This is a genomic window from Bradyrhizobium sp. CCGB20 (genome assembly GCF_024199855.1).
Classification (GTDB): domain Bacteria; phylum Pseudomonadota; class Alphaproteobacteria; order Rhizobiales; family Xanthobacteraceae; genus Bradyrhizobium.
On sequence record NZ_JANADN010000001.1, the window covers coordinates 3,194,522 to 3,216,080 of the forward strand.

The following is a 21,559-nucleotide window of genomic DNA, read 5'->3' on the forward strand; positions in this document are numbered from 1 at the left end:
CCATTTCGTGGGGAACCTCCATGCCCTCTGAGCTCCGTTCGCCCCGTCTCGCGGTTCTGATTGACGCCGATAACGCTTCCGCGAAGATCGCGGACGGGCTGTTCGAGGAGATTGCCAAGATCGGCGAGGCCAGCGTCAGGCGCATCTATGGCGACTTCTCCAACGCCAGGTCCAGGGGCTGGGCCGACATCCTGTCCAAACACGCCATCATCCCGCAGCAGCAGTTCGCCTATACGACGGGAAAAAATGCCTCCGACATAACGCTGGTCATCGACGCGATGGACCTGCTTCACAGCGGCCGGTTCGACGGCTTTTGCCTCGTCTCGTCCGACAGCGACTTTACCCGTCTTGCGGCCCGCATCCGGGAGCAGGGCATCGACGTTTTCGGGTTCGGCGAGCAGAAGACACCGGAAAGCTTCAGGCAGGCCTGCCGCAGATTCGTTTACACGGAGAACTTGCTTGCCGTAACGGCGAATACGCAGGACGCCACGTCGAGGTCGACATCGCTTCAGCCGCCTGATGCCGCCACACCCATCATCAAGAAGGTTATCACCCAGATGGAGAGCGAGGACGGCTGGGTCGCGCTCGGTGAAGTCGGCCGGCAGCTCGCCAACCTGGCCTCGGATTTCGATCCGAGAACGTTCGGTTTCCGCAAGCTGAGTGACCTCGTGCGAAAGACCAATTCGTTCGAGATCGATGAGCCAAAGGGCCGCTCGATGCGGATTCGGGTCAAGCCCAATGCCGCACCACCGCCGAGAAGGCGGAACTCGCGCAGACCTGCAAGGTCGGCGACGGCAGGCGGTTCGGCGCCTAAAGCGTAAGCAGGGCCTGCCGCTATATTTGCGCTTGCCCGGTTTGGCGCAGGGCGTAACCATCGCGCGGCCGTAACGCCACGCGAGGGCCCCGATGACCAGACTTACCCGCTTCGCCGTCGCACCGCTTCATTCGATGACCCGGCGTCTGGCCGATGTCGCCTCCGCGCGCGTCGCGCCGGACCTCGTCATTACGGGGGCCCGGGTGCTCTCGACCTATTCGGAGCGAATCCACCCCGGTCGGGAGGTCTGGATCACCGGCGGCCGCATCGCCGCTGTGAAGCCGGCCGGGACGGCGAAGAAAGTCTGGAGCGATGTCGCGAGTTACGACGCGGCCGGCGGCATCATCGCGCCGGGGCTGGTCGATCCGCACATCCACATCGAATCCTCGATGGTGACGGCCTGTGCCTATGCGGAGGCCGCGCTGCTCAACGGCACCACCACGATCTTCTGCGACAGCCACGAGATCGGCAACGTCATGGACGTCGCCGGCGTCGAGGCGATGCTGGAGGACGCGCGCGAGGCGCCGCTCTCGATCTTCCTGACGGTGCCGAGCACGGTGCCGGCAACGTCAGCGGAACTGGAGACCGCGGGTGGCGATCTCACGCCGGACAAGATCGCCGGCCTGTTCGACCGCTGGCCCGAAGCGGTCGCGCTCGGCGAGAAGATGGATTTTGTGCCTGTCACGATGGGCGATGAGCGCAGCCATGCCATTCTCGCCGCGGCCCTGAAGCGCGGGCGGCCGGTGTCCGGACACGTCTATGGCCGCGAATTCGTTGCGGCCTATGCGGCCAGCGGCGTCACCGACACGCATGAGGCGATCGACCGCGACATCGCCGACGATCTGCTCGACGCCGGCGTCTGGGTGTTCCTGCGCGGCGGCCCGCCGACCACGCCCTGGCATTCGCTGCCGCAGGCGATCCGCACGATCACCGAGCTGGGGGCCTCGCACAAGCGCACGGCCGTCTGCACCGATGATCGCGATGCCGACGATCTGCTTCTGTTCGGCCTCGACTGGGTGGTGCGCGAAGCCGTGAAGGCGGGAATGTCGCCCGAACAGGCCTGGTCGATGGGTTCGCTGCATGGCGCAACGCGCTTCGCCATGGACGGCGACATCGGCGGGCTCGGCGGCGGCCGCCGCGCCGATCTCGTGCTGATGGATGATCAGCTCAAGCCGCAATCTACCTGGTATGGCGGCGAACTGGTGGTTGAACACGGCAGGATTACGCCGCGCCTCGATCAGGCGCTGTCGCAGCGCTATCAATATCCGAAGGCGGCCTATGCGACCGTCAAGCTTCCGGAGAAGGTCAAGCTCACGCCGGAACTGCCGGTGAAGGCCTGCACCGTCAATGCGATCAAGACCGCGCTGCCCGGCATCACGCTGATCCACGACAAGGTCGCGATCGAACCCGCCAAGGATTGGCCGTCTTTGTTCGCACGCTACGGCCTCTGCTTCGTCACGGTGGTCGAGCGTCACGGCAAGTCTGCCGGCAATGTCGCCTACGGCCTGCTGAAGGACTTCGGCCTGAAGCACGGCGCGGTCGCCTCCAGCGTCGGGCACGACAGCCACAACATCATCGTCGCGGGCACAAACGAGGGCGACATGCAGGTGGCGATCGCTGCGATCAGGGAGAAACAGGGCGGCGTCTGCGTCGTCGCCGAGGGCGAGGTGAGGGCACTGGTCCCGTTGCCGATCGCGGGGCTCTTGTCCGACAAGCGCGTCACGGAGGTGGCCGAAGAGGTCAAGGCGTTGAAGAAGGAATGGGCGGAAGCCGGCTGCACCATCCCCTACATGGGCTTCAATCTGATTCCGCTATCGGTCATTCCGGAAATTCGTATCACCGACAAGGGCCTCGTACTGGTGCCGCAGATGGAACTGGCGCCGCTGTTCGAGTGACCGCTTTCACGCGTTTCTGGATCTAACCATTTGAGTCAACCGCGATTTTTCCGCGGCTGCCGCATCGTGGAAAATAAAATCGATCTCGTTGAGATCGCATCTTGCGCGCCCGATGATCTCGCTCGCTGACGCAACTCGAGCGAGGTCCGATATGGCGAAGATGCGAGCTATCGATGCTGCTGTGCGAATTCTGGAGAAGGAGGGCATCTCCACCGCCTTCGGCGTTCCCGGGGCCGCGATCAATCCGCTGTACTCGGCTCTGAAGAAGCGTGGCTCGATCCGCCACATCCTCGCGCGCCATGTCGAGGGCGCCTCGCACATGGCCGAGGGCTATACGCGGGCGAAGGCCGGCAATATTGGCGTCTGCATCGGCACCTCGGGGCCGGCCGGCACCGACATGATCACCGGGCTCTATTCGGCGATCGCCGATTCCATTCCGATCCTCTGCATTACCGGGCAGGCGCCGCGCGCGCGGCTCTACAAGGAGGATTTCCAGGCGGTCGACATCGAGTCGATCGCAAAGCCGGTGACGAAGTGGGCGGTGACCGTGCGGGAGCCGGCGCTGGTGCCGCGTGTGTTCAGCCAGGCCTTTCATGTGATGCGTTCGGGCCGGCCCGGGCCGGTGCTGATCGACATGCCGCTCGACGTGCAACTCGCCGAGATCGAGTTCGACGACGAGACCTACGAGCCGCTGCCGGTCTACAAGCCCACCGCGACGCGCAAGCAGGTCGAGAAGGCGCTGGAGATGCTCAATGCCGCCGAGCGGCCGCTGATCGTCGCGGGCGGCGGGATCATCAACGCCGATGCATCCGATCTCCTGGTCGAGTTCGCCGAGATCGCCAACGTGCCTGTTGTGCCGACGCTGATGGGGTGGGGCGCAATCCCCGACGATCACGTGCTGATGGCCGGCATGGTCGGCCTTCAGACCAGCCACCGCTACGGCAATGCGACGATGCTGGAGTCGGACTTCGTGCTCGGCATCGGCAATCGCTGGGCCAATCGCCACACCGGCTCGGTCGAGACCTACACCAAGGGCCGCACCTTCGTGCATGTCGATATCGAGCCGACCCAGATCGGGCGCGTGTTCAATCCCGATCTCGGCATCGTCTCGGACGCGAAGGCCGCGCTCGAACTCTTCGTCACCGTCGCCAGGGAGTGGCGCCGGTCAGGCAGGCTTCGCGAGCGCCAGGCGTGGCCCGCGTCCTGCCGCGATCGCAAGAAGACGATGCTGCGCAAGAGCCATTTCGACAACGTCCCGATCAAGCCGCAGCGCGTCTATGAGGAGATGAACAAGGCCTTCGGCCGCGACACCACCTATGTCACCGTGATCGGCCTGTCGCAGATCGCCGGCGCGCAATTCCTCGGCGTCTATAAGCCGCGCAACTGGATCAATGCCGGGCAGGCGGGTCCGCTCGGCTGGACGCTGCCCGCCGCGCTCGGCGTGCGTGCGGCGTGTCCCGAGCGGGAGATCGTCGCGCTGTCCGGTGATTACGACTTCCAGTTCCTGATCGAGGAGCTCGCGGTCGGCGCGCAGTTCAATCTGCCCTACATCCACGTCGTCGTGAACAATTCCTATCTCGGCCTGATCCGCCAGGCCCAGCGCGGCTTCGACATGGACTATCACGTCCAGCTCTCCTTCGAGAACGTCAACGCGCCGGAGCTCAACGGCTACGGCGTCGACCATGTCGCGGTCGCCGAAGGCCTCGGCTGCAAGGCGATCCGCGTCACCGACCCGAAGGACACGCAGGCTGCGTTCGCCACGGCACGCGAGTTGATGGCGAAGCATCGCGTGCCCGTGGTGGTCGAGTTCATTCTCGAACGCGTCACCAACATCGCGATGGGCACCGAGATCGACAACATCGTCGAGTTCGAGGAGGTGCTGGATCTGCCGCTCGACGAGGTCGGGACCAAGCGGTCCGGCGTGCTTCAGCCGGCGGAATAGGGGAGAGCATCATGCCGAAATTCGCCGCCAACCTCACCATGCTCTTCAACGAGATGCCGTTCCTCGACCGCTTCACTGCTGCGAAAGCGGCGGGCTTTGCCGGGGTCGAATATCTCTTTCCCTATGATTTCGAGAAGGCGCAGCTGCGCGAACAGCTCGAAGCCCATGGCCTGACGCAAGTGCTGCACAATCTGCCCGCCGGAAACTGGGCGGCGGGCGAGCGCGGCATCGCGATCCTGCCCGATCGCACCGCCGAATTCCGCGACGGCGTGTTCCGCGCCATCGACTACGCCAAGGCGCTCGATTGCGAGCAGCTCAACTGCCTCGCCGGCATCGCGCCTGCGGACGCCGATCCGCGCGAGCTTCAGGAGACGCTGGTCGGCAATTTGCGTTTCGCCGCTTCGACGCTGGCGCGCGAAAATATCAAGCTGCTGGTCGAGCCGATCAACACGCTCGACATTCCCGGCTTCTACCTCAACGGCACCGAGCAGGCAGTGCAGCTGATCTCCGAGGTGCGGTCGAACAATCTGTTCGTGCAGTACGACATCTATCACATGCAGATCATGGAAGGCGATCTCGCCCGCACCATGCAGGAATATCTGCCCCAGATCGCCCACATCCAGCTCGCCGACAATCCCGGTCGCAATGAGCCCGGCACCGGCGAGATCAACTATCCCTTCCTGTTCCGCCACCTCGACGCGATCGGCTATCGCGGCTGGGTCGGCTGCGAATACAAGCCGCGCACCACGACGCTGGAAGGCCTGTCCTGGCACGCGGCGCAAACCTTCGAGACCTGAGGAACGAGTGACATGATCGACATCGGCTTCATTGGACTTGGCACCATGGGACGGCCGATGGCCGGCCATCTTCTGGCCGCGGGCCATCGTGTTCACCTGCATGACGTCGCTCCGATCGCGCCCGACCTGATCGCGGCCGGCGGCGTCGCCTGCAAGTCAGCCAAGGACGTGGCGGAGGAGGCGGACGCCGTCATCATCATGGTGCCGGATACGCCGCATGTGGAGGCTGTGCTGTTCGGCAAGGACGCTGTCGCGAGCGGCATCTCCAAGGGCAAGATCGTCGTCGACATGAGCTCGATCTCGCCGCTGGCGACCAAGGAGTTCGCGCGGAGGATCGAGGCGCTCGGCGCGGACTATCTCGATGCGCCGGTGTCGGGCGGCGAGGTCGGTGCCAAGGCCGCGAGCCTCACCATCATGGTCGGCGGTCCCGAGCGCGCCTTCAACACCATGAAGCCGGTCTTCGACAAGATGGGCAAGAACGTCACCCGCGTCGGCGCCAATGGCGACGGGCAGACGACGAAAGTTGCGAACCAGATCATCGTCGCGCTGACGATCGGCGCGGTGAGCGAAGCGCTGCTGTTCGCCTCGAAGGCCGGTGCCGACCCGGCGCTGGTGCGGCAGGCGCTGATGGGCGGCTTTGCATCCTCGCGCATCCTCGAAGTGCACGGCGAGCGGATGGTGAAGCGCAATTTCGATCCGGGCTTCCGCATCGAGCTGCACCAGAAGGACCTCAACCTCGCGCTTGAAGGGGCTCGTGCGCTCGGCCTGTCGCTGCCGAACACCGCGGTGGCACAGCAATTGTTCTCGTCCTGCACCGCGCATGGCGGCAAGGCCTGGGATCATTCCGCAATGGTGCGGGCGCTGGAACTGATGGCAGGACACGAGATCGCAGCGGCGTAAACTGTTACGGCGTAACAGTCTTCAGAATTGACGCCTCTTTGGCCATGCGGGAACCGGAACAATGCTCCGGCCCCGCGGTTGATGGCGCATGACAATCACTGGAGACATGAGGACATGAAAACCCGTCTTGCGATTTCGTTGGCTGCAGCGTCGCTGCTGGCGTCGAGCGCAGCCTTTGCCCAGTCGACGACCGAACAGGGCGCTAGGGACGGCGCGCGCGCGGGCGGCGACATTGGCGGTCCGATCGGCGCGATGGTTGGCGGCACCGTCGGTGCAGCCGTCGGCGCGGGTCTCGAAATTCCGAATGCGGTGCTCGGAGGAATTCCGCGTGATGATTCCGTCGTGATCCGCGAGCGCGTCGTGGTCGGCGAGCCGCTGCCTCCGACCGTGGTGCTGCGCCCGGTGCCGAACTACACCGAGTATCGTTATGCTGTGGTGAACGATCGCCGTGTGATCGTCGAGCCGCGCACGCGCCGCGTCGTCAAGATCATCGACTGATCGATCGGGACATAGGCTAGGAAGAGGGCCCTGCGGAGCGTCGCTCCGCGGGGCCTTAACTTGTGAGGGCCGAATTGGCGCGAAACCGGGTCATGACCCAATCTGCGGCGGCGGCGAGCGCAAAGCCGATGCAGGCGGTGCCGGCATCGACCAGAAAGTCTTCCAGCCGCGCATGCCGTCCCGGCGCCCAGAACTGCATCAGCTCGAGCGCGCCGATCAGGACCACCGCGGCGGCGGCGACGGCCCAGCGGCGATTGCGGTAGGCGAGGCCGAAGGCCAGTCCCACCAGGATGAAGGCGAGGGCATGCTCGCCGTCCTGGCCGAGGTCGGAATGGGGCCGCAGGCGGGGCGGGCCGAGGGTTGCGAAAGTGACGGCGGCTGCCAGCAGCCAGGCAAAAAAGCGGGCAAAAATGGACATCCGGTGCCGATAGCACGGATTTGCAACGGCCTGTTATGGGGGCCGGATCAGATCGCCGTGTAGTTAATGACGAAACGTTAAAGCGGCTCGCGCACGCCGAGGCCGTGCATGAAGCGTTCCCGGATCTGGACGGGATCTCGGCGGGTGGTGCCGACGCCCGGCTTGTCGTCGATGCGGACCGCGATCAGGCTCGGCTCGGAGGCGGACATGGCCTCGTCGACCAGGCGCTCGAAATCCTCCTCGTCCGCGGCCCAGGCGCTGTTGGCGAGTCCAGAAGCGGTGGCGATCCCGACGATGTCGGCCACACTCGCGGCCGGCGTCGGCTGCGCCCCGGTGATCTGGTAGATGCCGTTGTCCATCACGATCATGACGAGGTTTTTCGGCTTCAACGCCGCGATCGTCGAGAGCGCGCCGAGCTGCATCAACAGCGAGCCGTCGCCTTCGAGCGCGAAGACGCGGCGATCGGGCTGCGCCAGCGCGACGCCGAGCGCGATCGGGAAGGCGAGGCCCATGCTGCCGAGCATGTAGAAGTTCTGCGGACGATGGCCGGCGGCCCAGAGATCGAAATTGGTGTTGCCGATGCCGCCGATCACCGCTTCCTCGTGCTTGAGCCTGGCGATCAGGCGCGAGGTGACATCGAAGCGGTTCATGACCTTGGTGTTGCGGTTGTCCATCGCCGGCCTCACTTGTCGAAGGTCTTGCCGCCGGTGAGCAGCGGGTTGAGGATCAGCGCCACCGGCGCCTGCGTGGTGACGGCCTGCTTGATCGAGCGGTCCGCGATGAATTCGAGTTCGTCGAGCCGGGTGATGGTGTGGTGCTCCAGCGCGAGTGAATCCAGCACCGGGCGCATGGTGCGGCAGACCAGCGATTGCCCGTAATTGAACTCGCCGAGCGTGCCGCGTTCGGAGACGAACATGATCAGCGGGATCTGGTAGGGCACCGCAAGCGAGGCCAGCACGTTGGCGAGCGTGGCAAAGCCCGAGGTCTGCATCAGCACCGCGCCGCGCCGTCCGCCCATCCAGGCGCCGGAGATGATGCCGACAGCCTCCTCCTCGCGGGCGGTGGCAAAGGTCGTGAAGAAGGGATCCGCATGCAGGTTCTTGATCAGCGGCGTCAGCACGCGATCGGGCACGTAAGGGACCAGGCTGATCTCGTTCCGCTTCAAGGTTTGCAGGACGATGCCATGCCAGCTCTTGTCGCTGGATGTCGGTCCTGCCGAGGCCTGCTGTTCCGCAATCGCCATTGCGTTCTCCCTTGAGCCGCGCATGCTTCTTGGTTCTGGCCGTCGCGGCGATCTGCCGAACTTGACGTGGCAGGCGGGATTGTCAACATGTCCCGGCCGGCACGGTGATCTGCGCCAGACGGCCTGCCGTGGCCGGCACCGCCATGTCATAAGCGGCGACAACGAGAAAACGGGAGGGACGCATGGACGGGGCGCGGGTGCGCTGGCCTTGCGGGTCTCCATGAGAGAGCCGGAAGGGTCCTGATGTCCGTCAACAGCAAGCGCGTCTTCTACGTCAAATACCTGGCCAATCCGATCTATATCGACATCCTGAAGGCGCGGCCCGACGTCCGGCTCGACCGCATCGAGAACGAGAGCCCCGAAGACTTCTACGCGCCGATCCTGAGCGCGGCCCACGTCTATCAGATCGGCGCGGCCCGCGACGAGCTGGCCCCGCATTTTCATGTCGATGCCGCCTTCCTGAAGCGCACGCCGAACCTGCTGCTCGTCTCCAGCAATGGTGCGGGCTTCGATCCCGTCGACGTCGAGGCCTGCACGGACGCGGGCGTCGTGGTCGTCAACCAGTCCGGCGGCAACGCTCATTCCGTCGCCGAGCACGCGCTGGCGATGATGCTGACGCTGTCCAAGCGCATCATCCAGTCCGACCGCCGCCTGCGCCGCGAGCGCGACGTCAACCGCAACGACCTCGTCGGCAACGAGGTCGAGCACAAGACGGTCGGCATCATCGGCCTCGGCAATGTCGGCCGCCGCATCGCCGCGCTCTGCAAGGGCCTGCTCGGCATGACGGTACTTGCCTATGACCCGTATCTGTCGGCCGAGGTGATGGCCGAACGGGGCGGGGAGAAGGTCGAACTCGACGAGCTGCTGCGCCGCGCTGATTTCGTCTCGATCTCCTGTCCGCTCAACAAGGGCAGCCGCAACATGATCAGCGTGCGCGAATTCGGGCTGATGCAGCCGCGTGCGTACTTCATCACCACGGCACGAGGCTTCATCCACGACGAGGACGCGCTGCTTCAGGCCTTGCGCGACAAGCGCATTGCGGGCGCCGGCCTCGACGTCTGGTCCAAGGAGCCGCCGCCGCCGGAGCATCCGCTGCTCCAGTTCGACAACGTGCTGGCGAGCCCGCATACCGCAGGCGTCACGATCGAGGCGCGCCAGAACATGGGCCGCATCGCTGCCGAGCAGGTGCTCGAGACGCTCGACGGCAAACGTCCGCCGCGCATCATCAATCCCGAGGTGTGGCCGCGCTATGCCGAGCGCTTCAAGCAGGCTTTTGGCGTGATGCCCGGGTAGGGAGCGCGCGAAGTCCGATCGAGCTCCCATCGTTGGTTATCGGGATGAAAGCAGAAAGCGGCGCATTTTACCGATGGCGTGAGTGATCCCGTATGACTTGTCCTGTAGATCAGGGGACATGAGCATATTATCGATTGCGACATCCGGACTTTCCGCGGCGAGTTTGCGTGTGAACGTGGCCGCGAGCAACATCGCCAATGTCAGCACGACCGGCCCGCTACCTGCGTCAGGCGGATCAAGCGCGTCGGCCGGTGCCAGCAGTCCCGGCATTGGTCCGACGTTTCCCGCGGCCTACGTGCCGTTGCGAGTCGACCAGGTCTCCCAATCGAGCGGCTCGACACCCGGCGGCACGATCGCGACCGTATCGGCGGTGTCGCCGAGCTTTACCGCACAATCCGCCCCCGGCGCTCCCTTCGCAAACCAGGACGGCCTGGTCGCAGCGCCGAACGTCGATCTCGCCGGCGAATTCGTTGAGCTGGCGACCGCAAAGTACAGCTTCATTGCGAATGCGAAGGTCATTCAAGCTTACGCCGAGACGGAAGACACACTACTTGACATCAAGGCGTGATCGCTGACGTCGGGCCCTGTCTCGCCAGCCCTCGCTCGTCCGCCGCCACCGGCGCGACGCCGGGGTAGGGCCGCTACCCCAATTTTGTGCCGAGCTGCTTGAACACGGCCTCGCAGGTCATGAGATCGAGATGGCCGCCGCCGGCGTTCTTGAAGAACGTGATGTCGGACGGTGACGTGCGTCCCTGTACGCGACCGCCGGCGAGATCGTAGAGGTCGCCAAGAACATCAGCTTCACTGATCGCGCCGCTGGCGATCGGCTGCAGGATGTCGCCGACGCCGTGGAAAGCGGATTCACGCCTGTCCACGAAGACACGCGACAGCTTTGCTGCCTCGTCGTCTGCCTCGCGCGTTTGCGGCGTGTAGCCGCCGACCAGGTCCAGATGCGTGCCCGGTCGCAGATTGCGGCCATTGATCAGCGGCTGATGCGCGCGGGTGCAGGTGGTGATGATTTCAGCCTCGCGCGTCGCGGCGTCGAGATCAGTGATGGTATCCGCCTTGACACCGTCCGCCGCCAGTCGCTGCGCGAGTTCCGACGCGCGGTCCGGACTCCGGTTCCAGATCAGCACGCGTTGTAGCGACGGCCGCACGGTGCGATGCCCGCGGATCAGCCATTCGGACATCTCGCCGGCGCCGACGCAAAGCAGCGTCTCGGGATTGGGCGGGGCGAGCAGTTTCGTGCCCAGCGCGGAGTCGGCCGCGGTGCGCCAGTGCGTGATTTCGGTCCCGTCCATCGCCGCCAGCGGCCGTCCATTGGTGCCGTCGAACAGCACGCACACGGCCTGCACCGCCGGCATCTTTCCTTCCGCAAGATTGGCCGGAAAGCTGGTGAACATCTTGCTCGCCATGTAGCGCCCGGGATCGACGGCGCTGCGGATGACGTATTGCGCCTTCTCGCCGCCGAGAAAGGCATCCAGCACCTCCATCTTCGGCCGGCGGTGCGCGTCTTCCAGGGCGGCAATGAGGATCGGAAAGGTCAGAACTCTCGTCACTTCGGTATCGGAGACAAATTGCAAGGTGAAATCCTCATGGACGAGCGGCAGTTGCCCTTAGACCCGCGCGGCGAGTTCCGCAATGAATCTTCCGCCCGGGCTCCTTGGTTTTGATCCGCGTCAAAATCTCCTTCCCCCATCCGGCCCAAATGGGACTAGAGTGCCGGCGGGCAGGCCGGCGCAGGCAGGAGGTCCCATGTCAACTTATGTCGTCAGGTTCATGAAGGACGTGCTCGGCCAGTACGGCAGGCAGATCGAGGTTTGCCAGGGTACGCTCGAGATCGACGCCACCGACGAGAACGAAGCCACGGAGCGGGCGAAGGCAAAATTCTGCAAGGACCAGGCGTTGCACCACTGGTCGCTGCATGCCGACCGCATCCAGGTGAGACCGGCCGACTTTCCGTCGTGAGGCCTACCGGCCCGGCGCGATGAGCGGCGGGGGCGCCGTCGTTCCCGCGCCGAGGGATCGTTGCACCATCACAGTGTCGGACCAGCGGCCGTGGCGATAAGCGACGCCACAGAGCAGGCCGGCGCGCGCGAAGCCGAACTTCTCGTGCAGCGCCAGTGATGGCGCATTGTCGGCATCGATATAGCCGATCATCTGGCGGAAGCCGGCCGCCGCACAAGCGTCGATCAGTTCCTGGAGCAGAAGCCGTCCGACCCCGCGGCCAAGGTGCTCGTGATGGACATAGATTGAGTGCTTGGCCGTGTAGCGATAGGCCGGGCGTTTGCGGAATAGTACCGCATAGGAATAGCCGACCACCTCGCCGCGAAAGGTCGCGACCAGGTGCGGCAGGCGGGTCTGCTTCAAATTCTTGCGCCGGTCTCGCAAGTCGTCCGGTTCGGGCGCGCCGGTTCCCTCGACATCGCGCGGCACGCCATTGCGGACGTGATGGCGGTAGATCGCCAGCATCGCCTCGACATCGCTCTCGCGCGAGGGCCTGACCTGGACCGGTTCGTTGCTTGCGCGCGCAGCTGTTTCGTTCATCGGCACCTACTCGGCAACGACGTAAGTATAGAGCCCGATGCGGCCGTTCGCATCGATCTCCTTGTAGACGCCCTGGATTTCCACATCGAACCCCGGGAACGTGTTGAAGCAGGTCTCGAACATCTTGAGATAGTCCACCATGGGCTTGGCCCGTTCGGTCAGCCGCTCGCCTGGCACGATGGTGGCGATGCCCGGTGGATAGACCACGAAGGGCGTGGTGGCGATGCGGCCCGCGATCGCCTCGATCGGCAGATAGTCGACGTCGTTCTTGAACAGATAGCGCGCAGCATCGCGGGGCGACATCGCGATCTCAGGCATGTGCTCGGGCATGAACTGCCGGGCCTGGAGCGCGCTGACGTCGGCGGCGCGGAAGAAGCGGTGCATCTCGCCGCAGAGATCGCGCAGCCGCACGCCGGCGTAGCACGCTTGGCGCCGCTGATAAAATTCGGGGATGACGTCGGCCAGCAAGGCATTGTCGTCATGCAACCTTTTGAATGCGACAAGGCCCGAGATCAGCGTGCCGGCCTTGCTCGCCTCGACGCCAGGGGTGAGCAGGAAGAGCAGGGAGTTGAGGTCGTTCTTTTCAGGGACGATGCGGTTCTCGCGCAGATATTGCGCGACGACCGGCGCGGGGATGCCGTGCTCGGCATAGGCGCCGGTCGCGCGATCGAAGCCGGGCGTGAGCAGCGTCAGCTTGTTCGGGTCGGTCATGGCGAAGCCCTCGCTGAGGCCGGGGAAGCCATGCCAGGTGCTGTCGGGGGAGAGCTGCCACAAAACCGGATTGGTGGCGAGCTCGTCGGTGGAGAGGGTCTCCCAGGCGACGTTGTGCGCGGCGCCGGGGCGGCTGACGTCGGGAATGGCGATACGATCGGGGACGAAGGGTTCGAAGAACCAGCGCCGGTCCGGATTCTGCTCCTTCTCCTCGAACTCCCGGCGCATCGCGCGGATTTTTTTACGCAGCTCGATACCCAGCCGAATTGTATCGTCCCACAGCACTTCGCCCGATCGCCCCTTCATCATCTGCGCACCGACATCCAGCGATGCGAACAGCGGGTAGAAGGGGGAGGTCGAGGCGTGCTGCATGAAGCTCTCGTTGAAGCGGCGATGCTCGACGCGCCGCTTCTGGCCGCGGATGTGGCGGTCCTTGATGTGGATCTGCGAGGCCTGCGAGAAGCTCGCGAGCTGCTTGTGGGTGGACTGCGTTGCGATGATGCCGGGCGCTTCCGGCGGAAGGTTCGCCAGCCCCATGGCGAAGCGGCCGGCATAAAGCGGGTGGAATTTCATGAAGCCGGCCCAGGCCTCGTCGAACAGGATGTATTCGCAGAGGTGGCCGATGCGCTTCAGGATCATCTCGGCGCTGTGGATCGAGCCGTCATAGGTGCACTGCTCGACCACGGCGACGCGGAACGGCCGTTCCTTGCGCCAGGCCTCCTTGTCCGTAACCAGCGGATGGTTGCGAATCGCCTCGCGCAGGGCCTTTTCGTCGAGCATGTCCCAGCGCATCGGGCCGATCAGGCCCCAGGCATTGCGAATGGTCGGCACGTAGATCGGGATGCCGCCATTGATCATCAGCGCGCCGTGATGGGCAGCCTTGTGGTTGTTGCGGTCGAACAGCACGAGGTCGCCGTCGGTGACGAGGGCGCCGAGCGCGACCTTGTTCGAGGTCGAGGTGCCGTTGAGCACGAAATAAGTCTTTTCCGCACCAAAAATCTGGGCGGCTTCCTTCTGCGCCTTCAGCGCGGGTCCCTCATGGGTGAGGAGATCGCCGAGATCGAGCACGGAATTGTCGAGGTCGTCACGGAACACGGATTCTCCGAGATGCTCGACGAAGACCCGGCCGATCGGGCTGCGGTTGTAGAACACGCCGCCATTGTGACCCGGACAGGTCCAGAGCTGGTTGCCTTCCTCGGCATAGTCGACCAGGGCGCCGAAAAACGGCGTCTTCAGCGTCTCGGCATATTGCTTGAGCCGGCTGATCAAATTCTTGGCGATGAAGGTCGGCGTCTCCTCGGACAGGAAGACGTAGCCGTCGATGAAGTCGAGCACCTCGACCGGCAGGTCCTCGAAGCGCTTGCGCCGGATCAGGAGGATGATCGGAAAGTCGAGGCCGCGGCGGCGCATCAGGTTGATCAGCGCCGAGGTCTTCCCTTCGAGGCCCTTCTTGCCCCAGTCCACCACCATGCAGCCGATCGCGGCGTCGGTCTGCACCGCGATCTCGGCGTCCTCCAGTCTGCGGGCCCGCACGACCTCGAAGCCGGAGCGCTGGATCTCCTCGATGATCTGGTTGAACCGGATGCCTTCCAGGTCGTCGGCGTCGAACACAGGCGCGGCAAACAGGAAGTTGAAGCGCTTGAAATAGTCCATGGCGTGTCCCGAATATGCGGAGACTGGCAGGTCTCGGCACTTTCGATGACAGTTCTATGACAGTGGCGCAGATCGACCTCCGCCGAGTTGGTGAGGGAGCGGGAACAGCTACCGTTTCGCCTCGCCGAACACCACCGTCGGCACCGCGCGGTTGACGATCTCGCGCAGTGCAAAGCTCGATTGCACCCTGGCGACGCGCGGCAGGCGCGACAGCTCGGTGCGATGGATGCGCTCGAAATCCTGGATGTCGCGGGCGAGCACGATCAGGATGTAGTCGTCGGTGCCGGACATCAGGAAGCATCGCACGACGGAGGGGCATTTCACCACCTCGGTCTCGAACGCCTTCAGCGCCTCGTCGCTCTGGCTCTCCAACGCGATGCGGACCAGCACGGTCGTGGTGAGGCCGAATTGCGCGAGATCGAGCGCAGCCTGGTAGGCCTGGATGTAGCCGTCGTCCTCCAGCGCCTTCTGCCGCCGCGCCAGCGCCGTGCTCGATAGCCCGACCTTGTTGGCGAGGTCGGTGTGGCTGGCCCGCGCATTGGTGGTGAGTTCCGCGAGGATGGCGAGGTCTTTCCGGTCGAGGGCCAAGGTTTTGTTTCCAGCGTGAAAGGGCACTTCCGCGACCGAAACCGGCGCGCACATGACGAAACTAGCGGATATTTGCACGAAACCAAACCGGCCACGCCGTTACGATCATGGGGGAATCAAAAGGAGCTGAAGATGCGCGTCGGTGTGCCCAGGGAGATCAAGGTGCAGGAATATCGCGTCGGGCTGACGCCGGGCGCCGTCCGCGAATATGTGGCGGCCGGGCATCAGGTGACGGTCGAGACCGGTGCCGGTAGCGGCATTGGTGCTTCCGACGACGTCTATCGGCGGGCAGGGGCCGCCATTGCCGAGAGCGCACGCGATATCTTCGCGACCTCCGAGATGATCGTGAAGGTGAAGGAGCCGCAGAAAAGCGAATGGGCCCAGCTCCGCGAAGGCCAGATCCTGTTTACTTACCTTCATCTTGCGCCGGATCCGGAACAGGCCAAGGGCCTGCTCGCTTCCGGTTGCACTGCGATCGCCTATGAAACCGTCACCGACGCGGCCGGTCACCTCCCCCTGCTTGCGCCGATGAGCGAAGTCGCCGGCCGCCTCGCCATCGAGGCCGCCGGCGCCGCGCTCAAGCGATCGGCCGGCGGCCGCGGGCTGCTGCTCGGCGGCGTGCCCGGTGTGCAGCCGGCGCGGGTCGTCGTGCTCGGCGGCGGCGTGGTCGGGACGCAGGCCGCGCGCATGGCCGCTGGCCTTGGCGCGGAAGTCACGGTGATCGACCGCTCGATTCCGCGCCTGCGCCAACTGGATGATCTCTTTATCGGTCGCGTGCGCACCCGCTTCTCGACGATCGAGTCGGTCGAGCAGGAAGTGTTTGCCGCCGACGTCGTGATCGGCGCGGTACTGGTGCCGGGCGCCAGCGCGCCGAAGCTCGTCACGCGCGCCATGCTGACATCGATGCTGCCGGGCGCCGTGCTGGTCGACGTCGCCATCGACCAGGGCGGCTGTTTCGAAACCTCGCATCCGACCACGCACACCGATCCAACCTATGAGGTCGACGGCGTCGTGCATTATTGCGTCGCCAACATGCCGGGCGCGGTGCCGGTGACGTCCAGCCAGGCCCTGAATAATGCGACGCTGCCGTTCGGCCTGTCGCTCGCGAACAAGGGTTTTGCTGCGGTGCTGGAGAACCCGCATTTGCGCAACGGGCTGAACGTGCATCGCGGCCGCGTCACCAACAAGGCGGTGGCGGAAAGCCTCGGGATGGATTTTGCGCCGGTGGAGAGCGGGCTGGCGGCGTAAAGCATGATCCGGAAAAGTGCGCAGCGGTTTTCCGATCAGATCATGTTTAAACAACTAATCTAAAGCACGATGAAGATCGCGCTTTAGCGGGTTATGCCGGCTTGCGGTGGCGGCTGCCGAGCGCGGCCGCGATGGTCTCGGGCTTCTCAATCCGTTCGATCAGCATGTCGATGCGGTCGCCGCCCCAGAACAGCTCGCCGTTGAACACCATGGTCGGCACGCCGAACACCCCGAGCGCCTCGGCATCAAGGATGATGCGGTCATGCTGATCGCGGGCAGGACCGTTGACGTAGGCTTCGAACGCGCTCGCCGAGCCGCCGCACGACGTGATGACATCGGTGATCGCGGCGAGATCGTCGATCTCCAGCTCATGGCTCCAGAACTTGCGGAACACCGTGTCATGGTAGGCGCGGAAGAAGCCGTGCCGCTGTGCGAACAGCATTCCGACGCTGGAGTAAAAGGCGTCGTAGATCCGCCGCGGCCCTTTCATGACGAGCCCCTGCGCATTGGCATGGCGCCGCGCGTCCATATAGGCGTAGCGCACCTTGCGCCAGAAATGCGGCGTGCGCTCCTCCACCGTTCCCATGAATTCGGCGACGCGCAGCGTATAGGGAAGCCACTCGAGCGCGACGCCATGCGTCTCCTCGAGCTCGAACAGGCGCTTGTTGGCGACGAAGGCGTAAGGGCTCTTGTAGTCGGTGTAGATGCGGACCACTGGCTTTGGCATGGTGAGCTTCCTTTGGGCGTGCGGCGCAGCCAGCCGCAAGCTCCGTCATTGCGAGCGAAGCGAAGCAATCCAGAATGTCACCGCGGAAAGACTCTGGATTGCTTCGCTTCGCTCGCAATGACGATGTGGTGAGAGTGTAGGCTAACGCTACATCAAGTCCGCGTCGATAAAGGAGTCACGCCTTCGTCAGCCTGTACTGCCCCAGATCGGGATCGTGCGTCATGCGCCAGTAGTCCACGAACCGCCACGGCATCGCCGAAAACACGCGGCCGCTTGAATTGCGGTAGTAGGTGCTCATGCCCGGATGGGTCCAGATCATGGTCTCGTGCTCGGCATCGACCTTGCGGACGTAGTCATCGAGCACGTCCTGGCGGACGTCGATGGCAGCGACATCGTGCTCGATCATGTCGGCGAGACAAGCGGAGATGTAGCGGCTCTGGCACTCCGACTGGAAGATGACGCTGCCGCCATGGGCGGGCCCGGAGTTCGGGCCGAGCATGCAGAAGAAATTGGGGAATCCAGGCACGGTGAGCCCGAGAAACGCGGTCGGATTGTCGTTGGTCCATGCCTCGCGCAGATCCTTGCCCTCGCGCCCGCTGATATTGAGGCGCGCGGCCATCTCCGTCACCTTGAAGCCGGTGGCGACCACGATGATGTCGGCGGGGCGGTGCTTGCCATCCGCGGTGACGATGCCGCTCTGATCGAAATGATCGATCGTGTCGGTGACGAGTTCGACATTGTCCCGCGTCAACGTCTTGAACCAGTTGTTGTCGAGCAGGATGCGCTTGCCGTAGGGCGGATAGGTCGGCACGCATTTCTCGATCAGGTCGGGCCGGTCCTTCAACTCGGACAGGATGAAATCGGTGAGCTCCTGACGGTGCCGGTCATTGCCCTTGTTGACGGCGCGCTCCGGGTGCGGCCAGGCCGGATCCTTGCGCAGGAAGGGCAGCAGGCCGTCGCCGTAACGCCAGAACATATTGAAACGGTACCATTGCACATAGAACGGCAGATGAGCGAGCAGCCAGCGCGCGCCCTCCGTGATCGGATCGGAATAACCCTGCACCGGCCGCGCCCATTGCGCGCTGCGCTGATAGACCGTGACCGAGGCAACGCGGCCGGCAATGGACGGCACGAGCTGCATCGACGTCGCGCCGGTGCCGATCACGGCGACATGCTTGCCGTCGATGTCGATGTCGCCGGACCACAGTGCCGAGTGCAGGATCGTTCCCTGGAAGCTCTCTTCGCCCTTGAAGCGCGCGCGGGAGGGATCGTTGAGCTGGCCGATGGCCGAGACCAGCGCGGTGGATTCGAAGGTCTCTTCGCCGTTCCTGGTCTTGAGCGTCGAGATCCAGCGCCGCTTGCCTTCATCCCAGCGCGATGATTTCAGTTCGGTATTCACACGCAGATGCTTGCGGATGCCGTATTCGTCCGCGACCTTCAGCAGGTAGCCGAGCAGTTCCTCGCGCTGGCAGAAATAGCGCGTCCATGCATTTCCCGAGCCGAACGAATACGAATACGAGTGGTTCGGCGTATCGACGCCGCAGCCGGGATAGCGGTTGATCCACCAGGTGCCGCCAAGCTCGTCATTCTTCTCGACGATGGTGTAGGGGATGCCGAGATGGCCGAGTGCCACGCCGAGCGCGATGGCGCAAACGCCGGCGCCGACGATCAGGATGTGCTGGCCGGCGAGTTTCTCGTCCGAGGGACGCTTGGTCCAGCGCGGCTCGCGCGGCACAAAGCCCATCTCTTCGCGCATCAAGGGCGCATATTCGGGTGCGACGTTCTCGCCGAGGCAGGCGCGCATCATCCTCAGCAGCAGGTCCTCGCCGGGATCGCTGATGACGGGTTTTGGCGTGCCGTCGGCGAACAGCTTGACCACCGCGGCGCGGATCTCGTCCTGGACTTCCCGGGGCACTCCGGCCTCGGGGTCGGGGATGAGGCGGATGTCGCGCTTGGGCAGGTACGGCGGCTCGAGCCAGCGCTCGTCGCCCGTCATGTGCACCAGCACCATCAGCAGGCAGCGGATGTCGGCTTCCGCGATTGCCGAGGCTAGGTCGAGCGGCTTTTGAGGAGATACGATGTTCATGGCGTGTCCTGATCTCCGGATGCACTGAAGAGGCCGCGCGTCATCAGCTTGCGATAGGCGGAGATGACGTGATCGGGCACGGCGGTGACGCCGCCTTCCGAATAGGAGTAGCGGCGGCTGAGATAGCCGCGCGAGCCCATCAGCATGTGGACGATCGCCTCGAATTCCTCGTCGCTGTAATCCGCGATGGCGCCCGAGCGTCGCGCGCGACGCAGAATGCGGACATAGGCGACCGAGATGTTGTCGAGATGCTTCTGGTAGCCGATGGGCGCGAAGAATTCGGCTTCGTTGAGAATACGCAAAAACTCCGGCACCTCGCGGATGAAGTCGAAGAAGGCGGAGAAGCGCGCGATCTCCTGTCGCGCCGCATCCGCCGTGCCGGTGCGGGCGCGGATGAACTCGACCATGTCGAGGCCGATCTTCGGCAGCAGCTGGTCGAGCAGTTCCTGCCGGTTCTCGAAATGATTGTAGAAGGTGCCCTGCGCGACGCCCGCCTCTTCGGTGATGCGGGCGACGGAGGCCTCGGCATAGCCATGCTTGCCGACGACCTTGGTTGCGGCGTCAAAGATCTTCTGCTTGGTCCAGGCGTTGCGCTCGACGCGGTTGAGCTTTGTGACCTTGGCGTTGGCTTGCGTCATTCAGACGTCTCCAGCTCGGCGCGCAGCACGCGCTTGAGAATCTTTCCGGAGGGGTTGCGGGGCAGGCTGTCGCGGATGACGAGCTCCTTCGGCACCTTGAAGCTCGCAAGGCGCGCGCGGCAGTGCTCGGTGAGGGCAGGGAGCTCGAGCCTCGCGCCTTCGGCGAGCACGACGATGGCGACCGGCCGCTCGCCCCAGCGCGCATCACGCAGGCCGATGACGGCGACCTCACGCACCTCAGGCAGGTCGTAGATGACGCGCTCGACCTCGGAGGAGGCGATGTTCTCGCCGCCGGAGATGATCATGTCCTTCTTGCGGTCGGTCAGATACAGAAAGCCGTCGTCGTCGAGATAGCCGACATCGCCGCTGCGGAACCAGTCGCCGAAGAACGCGGCGGCGGTCTTCTCCCGATCCTTCCAATAGCCGCGCGTGATCTTCGGCCCGCGCAGGCAGATCTCGCCGTTGACGTTCGGCGGCAGCTTTTTGCCGTCCTCGTCGCGGATCTCGATCTCGACATGGGCGATGGCGCGCCCGGTCGAGCCGATCTTCTCGATCTCGCGGCCCGCTTCCATAAAGGTGTCGCCGCCAACGGTCTCGGTGAGGCCATAGGCATCGATGTAGCGCGCATTGCGGAAGAATTCGGAGAAGGCGCGGATACGCAGCTCCGGCGTCTTCTCGCCGCCGCCGATCGCCCATTGCAGGCTTGAGACGTCGTAGCGGTCGCGCGTGGGGCAGGTGAGCATCGCGGTGGTCATCACAGGCGCAAACCAGGCGGCGTTGAGCTCGTCTTCCGCGATGGCCGCAAGCGCCGTCGCCGGCTCGAAATTGCGTTCGATGCGGATGAAGCCGCCATGCCAGAGCACGGCGATGCCGGGCAGGTCGAGCGCGCCGACGTGATAGAGCGGGCCGACGACGAGAAGCCGCGTGTCGGCGCCGAGGCCAAGGGCGATCGTCTGGTCGGCCGACTTCCAGTAGAAATTATCGTAGGTGAGCATCACGCCCTTGGGGCGGTCGGTCGTGCCCGAGGTGTACATCAGTCGCATCAGGTCGGAAGGCTGGCGGACATGCATCGGCGCGGGCGCTGCATCGCTCGCGAGCGGCGCGAGGCTCTGCTGCGCGGCTTCGTTCAGCACGACAGTCCTGGCGCCCGCTGCATTCGCAGAGAGTTCTTCATCGACAATGAGAAGCCGCGCGCCGGCATTGCCGGCGATGTAGCCGACCTCGTCGCGCGAGAGGCGGAAGTTGATCGGCAAAAACACCGCGCCGAGATGGCTGGTCGCGAAGACCAGCTCCAGGAATGCTGCGCTGTTCTTCATCAGCACCGCCACGACATCGCCGGCGCCGATGCCCTGCGATGCGAGCCAGCCGGCCGCGTGCCGGATGCGCGCGTCGAAGACGGCATAGGAGATCTCCTCGCCGCGGTATTTCAGCGCGGGCCGGTCCGGCGTGCGCCGGGCATGGAAGGCGATGAAGCTCGAAAGGTTGATCATTCTGCGGTTTCGGGGCCGATTGCCGGCCTCGTTTCCCTCTATCATGAATACTGACTCATAATTCATGTTTG

General features: G+C 64.5%; 21 protein-coding genes. 10 read left to right on the forward strand and 11 right to left on the reverse strand.

Features of this window, described 5'->3' with window-relative positions:
- Positions 1-20 precede the first annotated feature (20 nt).
- The 6 genes from NLM15_RS14710 to NLM15_RS14735 all read left to right on the forward strand — a co-directional run bounded on the left by NLM15_RS14710 (position 21) and on the right by NLM15_RS14735 (position 6,846).
- Positions 21-821: an NYN domain-containing protein gene (locus NLM15_RS14710; protein WP_254117785.1), complete on the forward strand. Its 801-nt coding sequence runs from the start codon at positions 21-23 to the stop codon at positions 819-821.
- An 85-nt stretch (positions 822-906) separates the two neighbouring features.
- Positions 907-2,709, forward strand: a complete 1,803-nt coding sequence (locus NLM15_RS14715) for an adenine deaminase C-terminal domain-containing protein (RefSeq protein WP_254117786.1) — start codon at positions 907-909, stop codon at positions 2,707-2,709.
- 151 nt (positions 2,710-2,860) lie between these two features.
- The gene (gcl, locus tag NLM15_RS14720) at positions 2,861-4,651 is read left to right on the forward strand and encodes a glyoxylate carboligase (RefSeq protein ID WP_254117787.1); all 1,791 of its coding nucleotides are present in this window, start codon (positions 2,861-2,863) and stop codon (positions 4,649-4,651) included.
- 11 nt (positions 4,652-4,662) lie between these two features.
- Complete coding sequence (gene hyi / locus NLM15_RS14725) at positions 4,663-5,448, forward strand: hydroxypyruvate isomerase (protein WP_254117788.1); 786 nt, start codon at positions 4,663-4,665, stop codon at positions 5,446-5,448.
- Positions 5,449-5,460: 12 nt separating this feature from the next.
- Complete coding sequence (locus tag NLM15_RS14730) at positions 5,461-6,348, forward strand: 2-hydroxy-3-oxopropionate reductase (protein ID WP_254117789.1); 888 nt, start codon at positions 5,461-5,463, stop codon at positions 6,346-6,348.
- A 114-nt stretch (positions 6,349-6,462) separates the two neighbouring features.
- The gene (locus NLM15_RS14735; protein WP_254117790.1) at positions 6,463-6,846 is read left to right on the forward strand and encodes a DUF1236 domain-containing protein; all 384 of its coding nucleotides are present in this window, start codon (positions 6,463-6,465) and stop codon (positions 6,844-6,846) included.
- 55 nt (positions 6,847-6,901) lie between these two features.
- On the opposite strand, the gene NLM15_RS14740 is transcribed toward NLM15_RS14735, so the two are convergent.
- The 3 genes from NLM15_RS14740 to NLM15_RS14750 all read right to left on the reverse strand — a co-directional run bounded on the left by NLM15_RS14740 (position 6,902) and on the right by NLM15_RS14750 (position 8,507).
- A complete protein-coding gene (locus tag NLM15_RS14740) occupies positions 6,902-7,264 on the reverse strand; it encodes a VanZ family protein (protein ID WP_254117791.1) in 363 nt (120 codons plus the stop codon).
- A gap of 77 nt (positions 7,265-7,341) precedes the next feature.
- Positions 7,342-7,938, reverse strand: coding sequence for a thiamine pyrophosphate-dependent enzyme (locus NLM15_RS14745; protein ID WP_254117792.1), 597 nt, complete (start codon positions 7,936-7,938; stop codon positions 7,342-7,344).
- Positions 7,939-7,946: 8 nt separating this feature from the next.
- Positions 7,947-8,507 (reverse strand): thiamine pyrophosphate-binding protein, encoded by a 561-nt coding sequence (locus NLM15_RS14750; RefSeq protein WP_254117793.1) that lies wholly within the window; start codon positions 8,505-8,507, stop codon positions 7,947-7,949.
- 243 nt (positions 8,508-8,750) lie between these two features.
- Between NLM15_RS14750 and NLM15_RS14755 the strand changes: the two genes are divergently transcribed.
- Positions 8,751-9,800 (forward strand): hydroxyacid dehydrogenase, encoded by a 1,050-nt coding sequence (locus tag NLM15_RS14755; RefSeq protein WP_254117794.1) that lies wholly within the window; start codon positions 8,751-8,753, stop codon positions 9,798-9,800.
- Between the two features lie 118 nt (positions 9,801-9,918).
- Entirely contained in the window at positions 9,919-10,368 is a 450-nt protein-coding gene (locus tag NLM15_RS14760) for a flagellar basal body rod protein FlgC (RefSeq protein WP_254117795.1), read from the forward strand.
- 73 nt (positions 10,369-10,441) lie between these two features.
- Here NLM15_RS14760 and NLM15_RS14765 read toward each other — a convergent pair whose 3' ends face one another.
- Positions 10,442-11,383, reverse strand: coding sequence for an ornithine cyclodeaminase family protein (locus NLM15_RS14765; RefSeq protein WP_254117796.1), 942 nt, complete (start codon positions 11,381-11,383; stop codon positions 10,442-10,444).
- Positions 11,384-11,555: 172 nt separating this feature from the next.
- On the opposite strand from NLM15_RS14765, the gene NLM15_RS14770 reads away from it, so the two are divergent.
- Positions 11,556-11,768: a hypothetical protein gene (locus NLM15_RS14770; RefSeq protein WP_254117797.1), complete on the forward strand. Its 213-nt coding sequence runs from the start codon at positions 11,556-11,558 to the stop codon at positions 11,766-11,768.
- A gap of 3 nt (positions 11,769-11,771) precedes the next feature.
- On the opposite strand, the gene NLM15_RS14775 is transcribed toward NLM15_RS14770, so the two are convergent.
- From NLM15_RS14775 to NLM15_RS14785, 3 genes are all read right to left on the reverse strand, one after another.
- On the reverse strand, positions 11,772-12,347 hold the full coding sequence (locus tag NLM15_RS14775) for a GNAT family N-acetyltransferase (RefSeq protein ID WP_254117798.1): 576 nt from the start codon (positions 12,345-12,347) through the stop codon (positions 11,772-11,774).
- 6 nt (positions 12,348-12,353) lie between these two features.
- Positions 12,354-14,711, reverse strand: a complete 2,358-nt coding sequence (locus NLM15_RS14780; RefSeq protein ID WP_254117799.1) for an Orn/Lys/Arg decarboxylase N-terminal domain-containing protein — start codon at positions 14,709-14,711, stop codon at positions 12,354-12,356.
- A gap of 108 nt (positions 14,712-14,819) precedes the next feature.
- Positions 14,820-15,299 carry an Lrp/AsnC family transcriptional regulator gene (locus tag NLM15_RS14785; RefSeq protein ID WP_254117800.1) on the reverse strand — a complete coding sequence of 160 codons (480 nt, stop codon included), beginning with the start codon at positions 15,297-15,299 and terminating at the stop codon, positions 14,820-14,822.
- A gap of 132 nt (positions 15,300-15,431) precedes the next feature.
- On the opposite strand from NLM15_RS14785, the gene ald reads away from it, so the two are divergent.
- A complete protein-coding gene (ald, locus tag NLM15_RS14790; RefSeq protein ID WP_254117801.1) occupies positions 15,432-16,547 on the forward strand; it encodes an alanine dehydrogenase in 1,116 nt (371 codons plus the stop codon).
- Positions 16,548-16,638: 91 nt separating this feature from the next.
- On the opposite strand, the gene NLM15_RS14795 is transcribed toward ald, so the two are convergent.
- The 4 genes from NLM15_RS14795 to NLM15_RS14810 form a co-directional block, all read right to left on the reverse strand.
- Entirely contained in the window at positions 16,639-17,274 is a 636-nt protein-coding gene (locus NLM15_RS14795; RefSeq protein WP_254117802.1) for a 2-hydroxychromene-2-carboxylate isomerase, read from the reverse strand.
- Positions 17,275-17,449: 175 nt separating this feature from the next.
- On the reverse strand, positions 17,450-19,360 hold the full coding sequence (locus NLM15_RS14800) for an NAD(P)/FAD-dependent oxidoreductase (protein ID WP_254117803.1): 1,911 nt from the start codon (positions 19,358-19,360) through the stop codon (positions 17,450-17,452).
- Positions 19,357-19,998, reverse strand: coding sequence for a TetR/AcrR family transcriptional regulator (locus NLM15_RS14805; protein ID WP_254117804.1), 642 nt, complete (start codon positions 19,996-19,998; stop codon positions 19,357-19,359). The genes NLM15_RS14800 and NLM15_RS14805 overlap by 4 nt, the downstream gene beginning before the upstream one ends.
- Positions 19,995-21,488 (reverse strand): AMP-binding protein, encoded by a 1,494-nt coding sequence (locus tag NLM15_RS14810; RefSeq protein WP_254117805.1) that lies wholly within the window; start codon positions 21,486-21,488, stop codon positions 19,995-19,997. The genes NLM15_RS14805 and NLM15_RS14810 overlap by 4 nt, the downstream gene beginning before the upstream one ends.
- Positions 21,489-21,559: the final 71 nt, after the last annotated feature.

Bases quoted from the DNA above. Each gene is read 5' to 3' on its own strand.
- NLM15_RS14775 (WP_254117798.1), bottom strand. From the start codon at position 12,347: ATGAACGAAACAGCTGCGCGCGCAAGCAACGAACCGGTCCAGGTCAGG.
- NLM15_RS14810 (WP_254117805.1), bottom strand. From the start codon at position 21,488: ATGATCAACCTTTCGAGCTTCATCGCCTTCCATGCCCGGCGCACGCCG.
- NLM15_RS14770 (WP_254117797.1), top strand. From the start codon at position 11,556: ATGTCAACTTATGTCGTCAGGTTCATGAAGGACGTGCTCGGCCAGTAC.
- NLM15_RS14795 (WP_254117802.1), bottom strand. From the start codon at position 17,274: ATGCCAAAGCCAGTGGTCCGCATCTACACCGACTACAAGAGCCCTTAC.
- NLM15_RS14800 (WP_254117803.1), bottom strand. From the start codon at position 19,360: ATGAACATCGTATCTCCTCAAAAGCCGCTCGACCTAGCCTCGGCAATC.
- NLM15_RS14755 (WP_254117794.1), top strand. From the start codon at position 8,751: ATGTCCGTCAACAGCAAGCGCGTCTTCTACGTCAAATACCTGGCCAAT.
- NLM15_RS14745 (WP_254117792.1), bottom strand. From the start codon at position 7,938: ATGGACAACCGCAACACCAAGGTCATGAACCGCTTCGATGTCACCTCG.
- NLM15_RS14760 (WP_254117795.1), top strand. From the start codon at position 9,919: ATGAGCATATTATCGATTGCGACATCCGGACTTTCCGCGGCGAGTTTG.
- NLM15_RS14805 (WP_254117804.1), bottom strand. From the start codon at position 19,998: ATGACGCAAGCCAACGCCAAGGTCACAAAGCTCAACCGCGTCGAGCGC.
- hyi (WP_254117788.1), top strand. From the start codon at position 4,663: ATGCCGAAATTCGCCGCCAACCTCACCATGCTCTTCAACGAGATGCCG.
- NLM15_RS14735 (WP_254117790.1), top strand. From the start codon at position 6,463: ATGAAAACCCGTCTTGCGATTTCGTTGGCTGCAGCGTCGCTGCTGGCG.
- NLM15_RS14780 (WP_254117799.1), bottom strand. From the start codon at position 14,711: ATGGACTATTTCAAGCGCTTCAACTTCCTGTTTGCCGCGCCTGTGTTC.
- NLM15_RS14715 (WP_254117786.1), top strand. From the start codon at position 907: ATGACCAGACTTACCCGCTTCGCCGTCGCACCGCTTCATTCGATGACC.
- gcl (WP_254117787.1), top strand. From the start codon at position 2,861: ATGGCGAAGATGCGAGCTATCGATGCTGCTGTGCGAATTCTGGAGAAG.
- ald (WP_254117801.1), top strand. From the start codon at position 15,432: ATGCGCGTCGGTGTGCCCAGGGAGATCAAGGTGCAGGAATATCGCGTC.
- NLM15_RS14740 (WP_254117791.1), bottom strand. From the start codon at position 7,264: ATGTCCATTTTTGCCCGCTTTTTTGCCTGGCTGCTGGCAGCCGCCGTC.
- NLM15_RS14710 (WP_254117785.1), top strand. From the start codon at position 21: ATGCCCTCTGAGCTCCGTTCGCCCCGTCTCGCGGTTCTGATTGACGCC.
- NLM15_RS14750 (WP_254117793.1), bottom strand. From the start codon at position 8,507: ATGGCGATTGCGGAACAGCAGGCCTCGGCAGGACCGACATCCAGCGAC.
- NLM15_RS14730 (WP_254117789.1), top strand. From the start codon at position 5,461: ATGATCGACATCGGCTTCATTGGACTTGGCACCATGGGACGGCCGATG.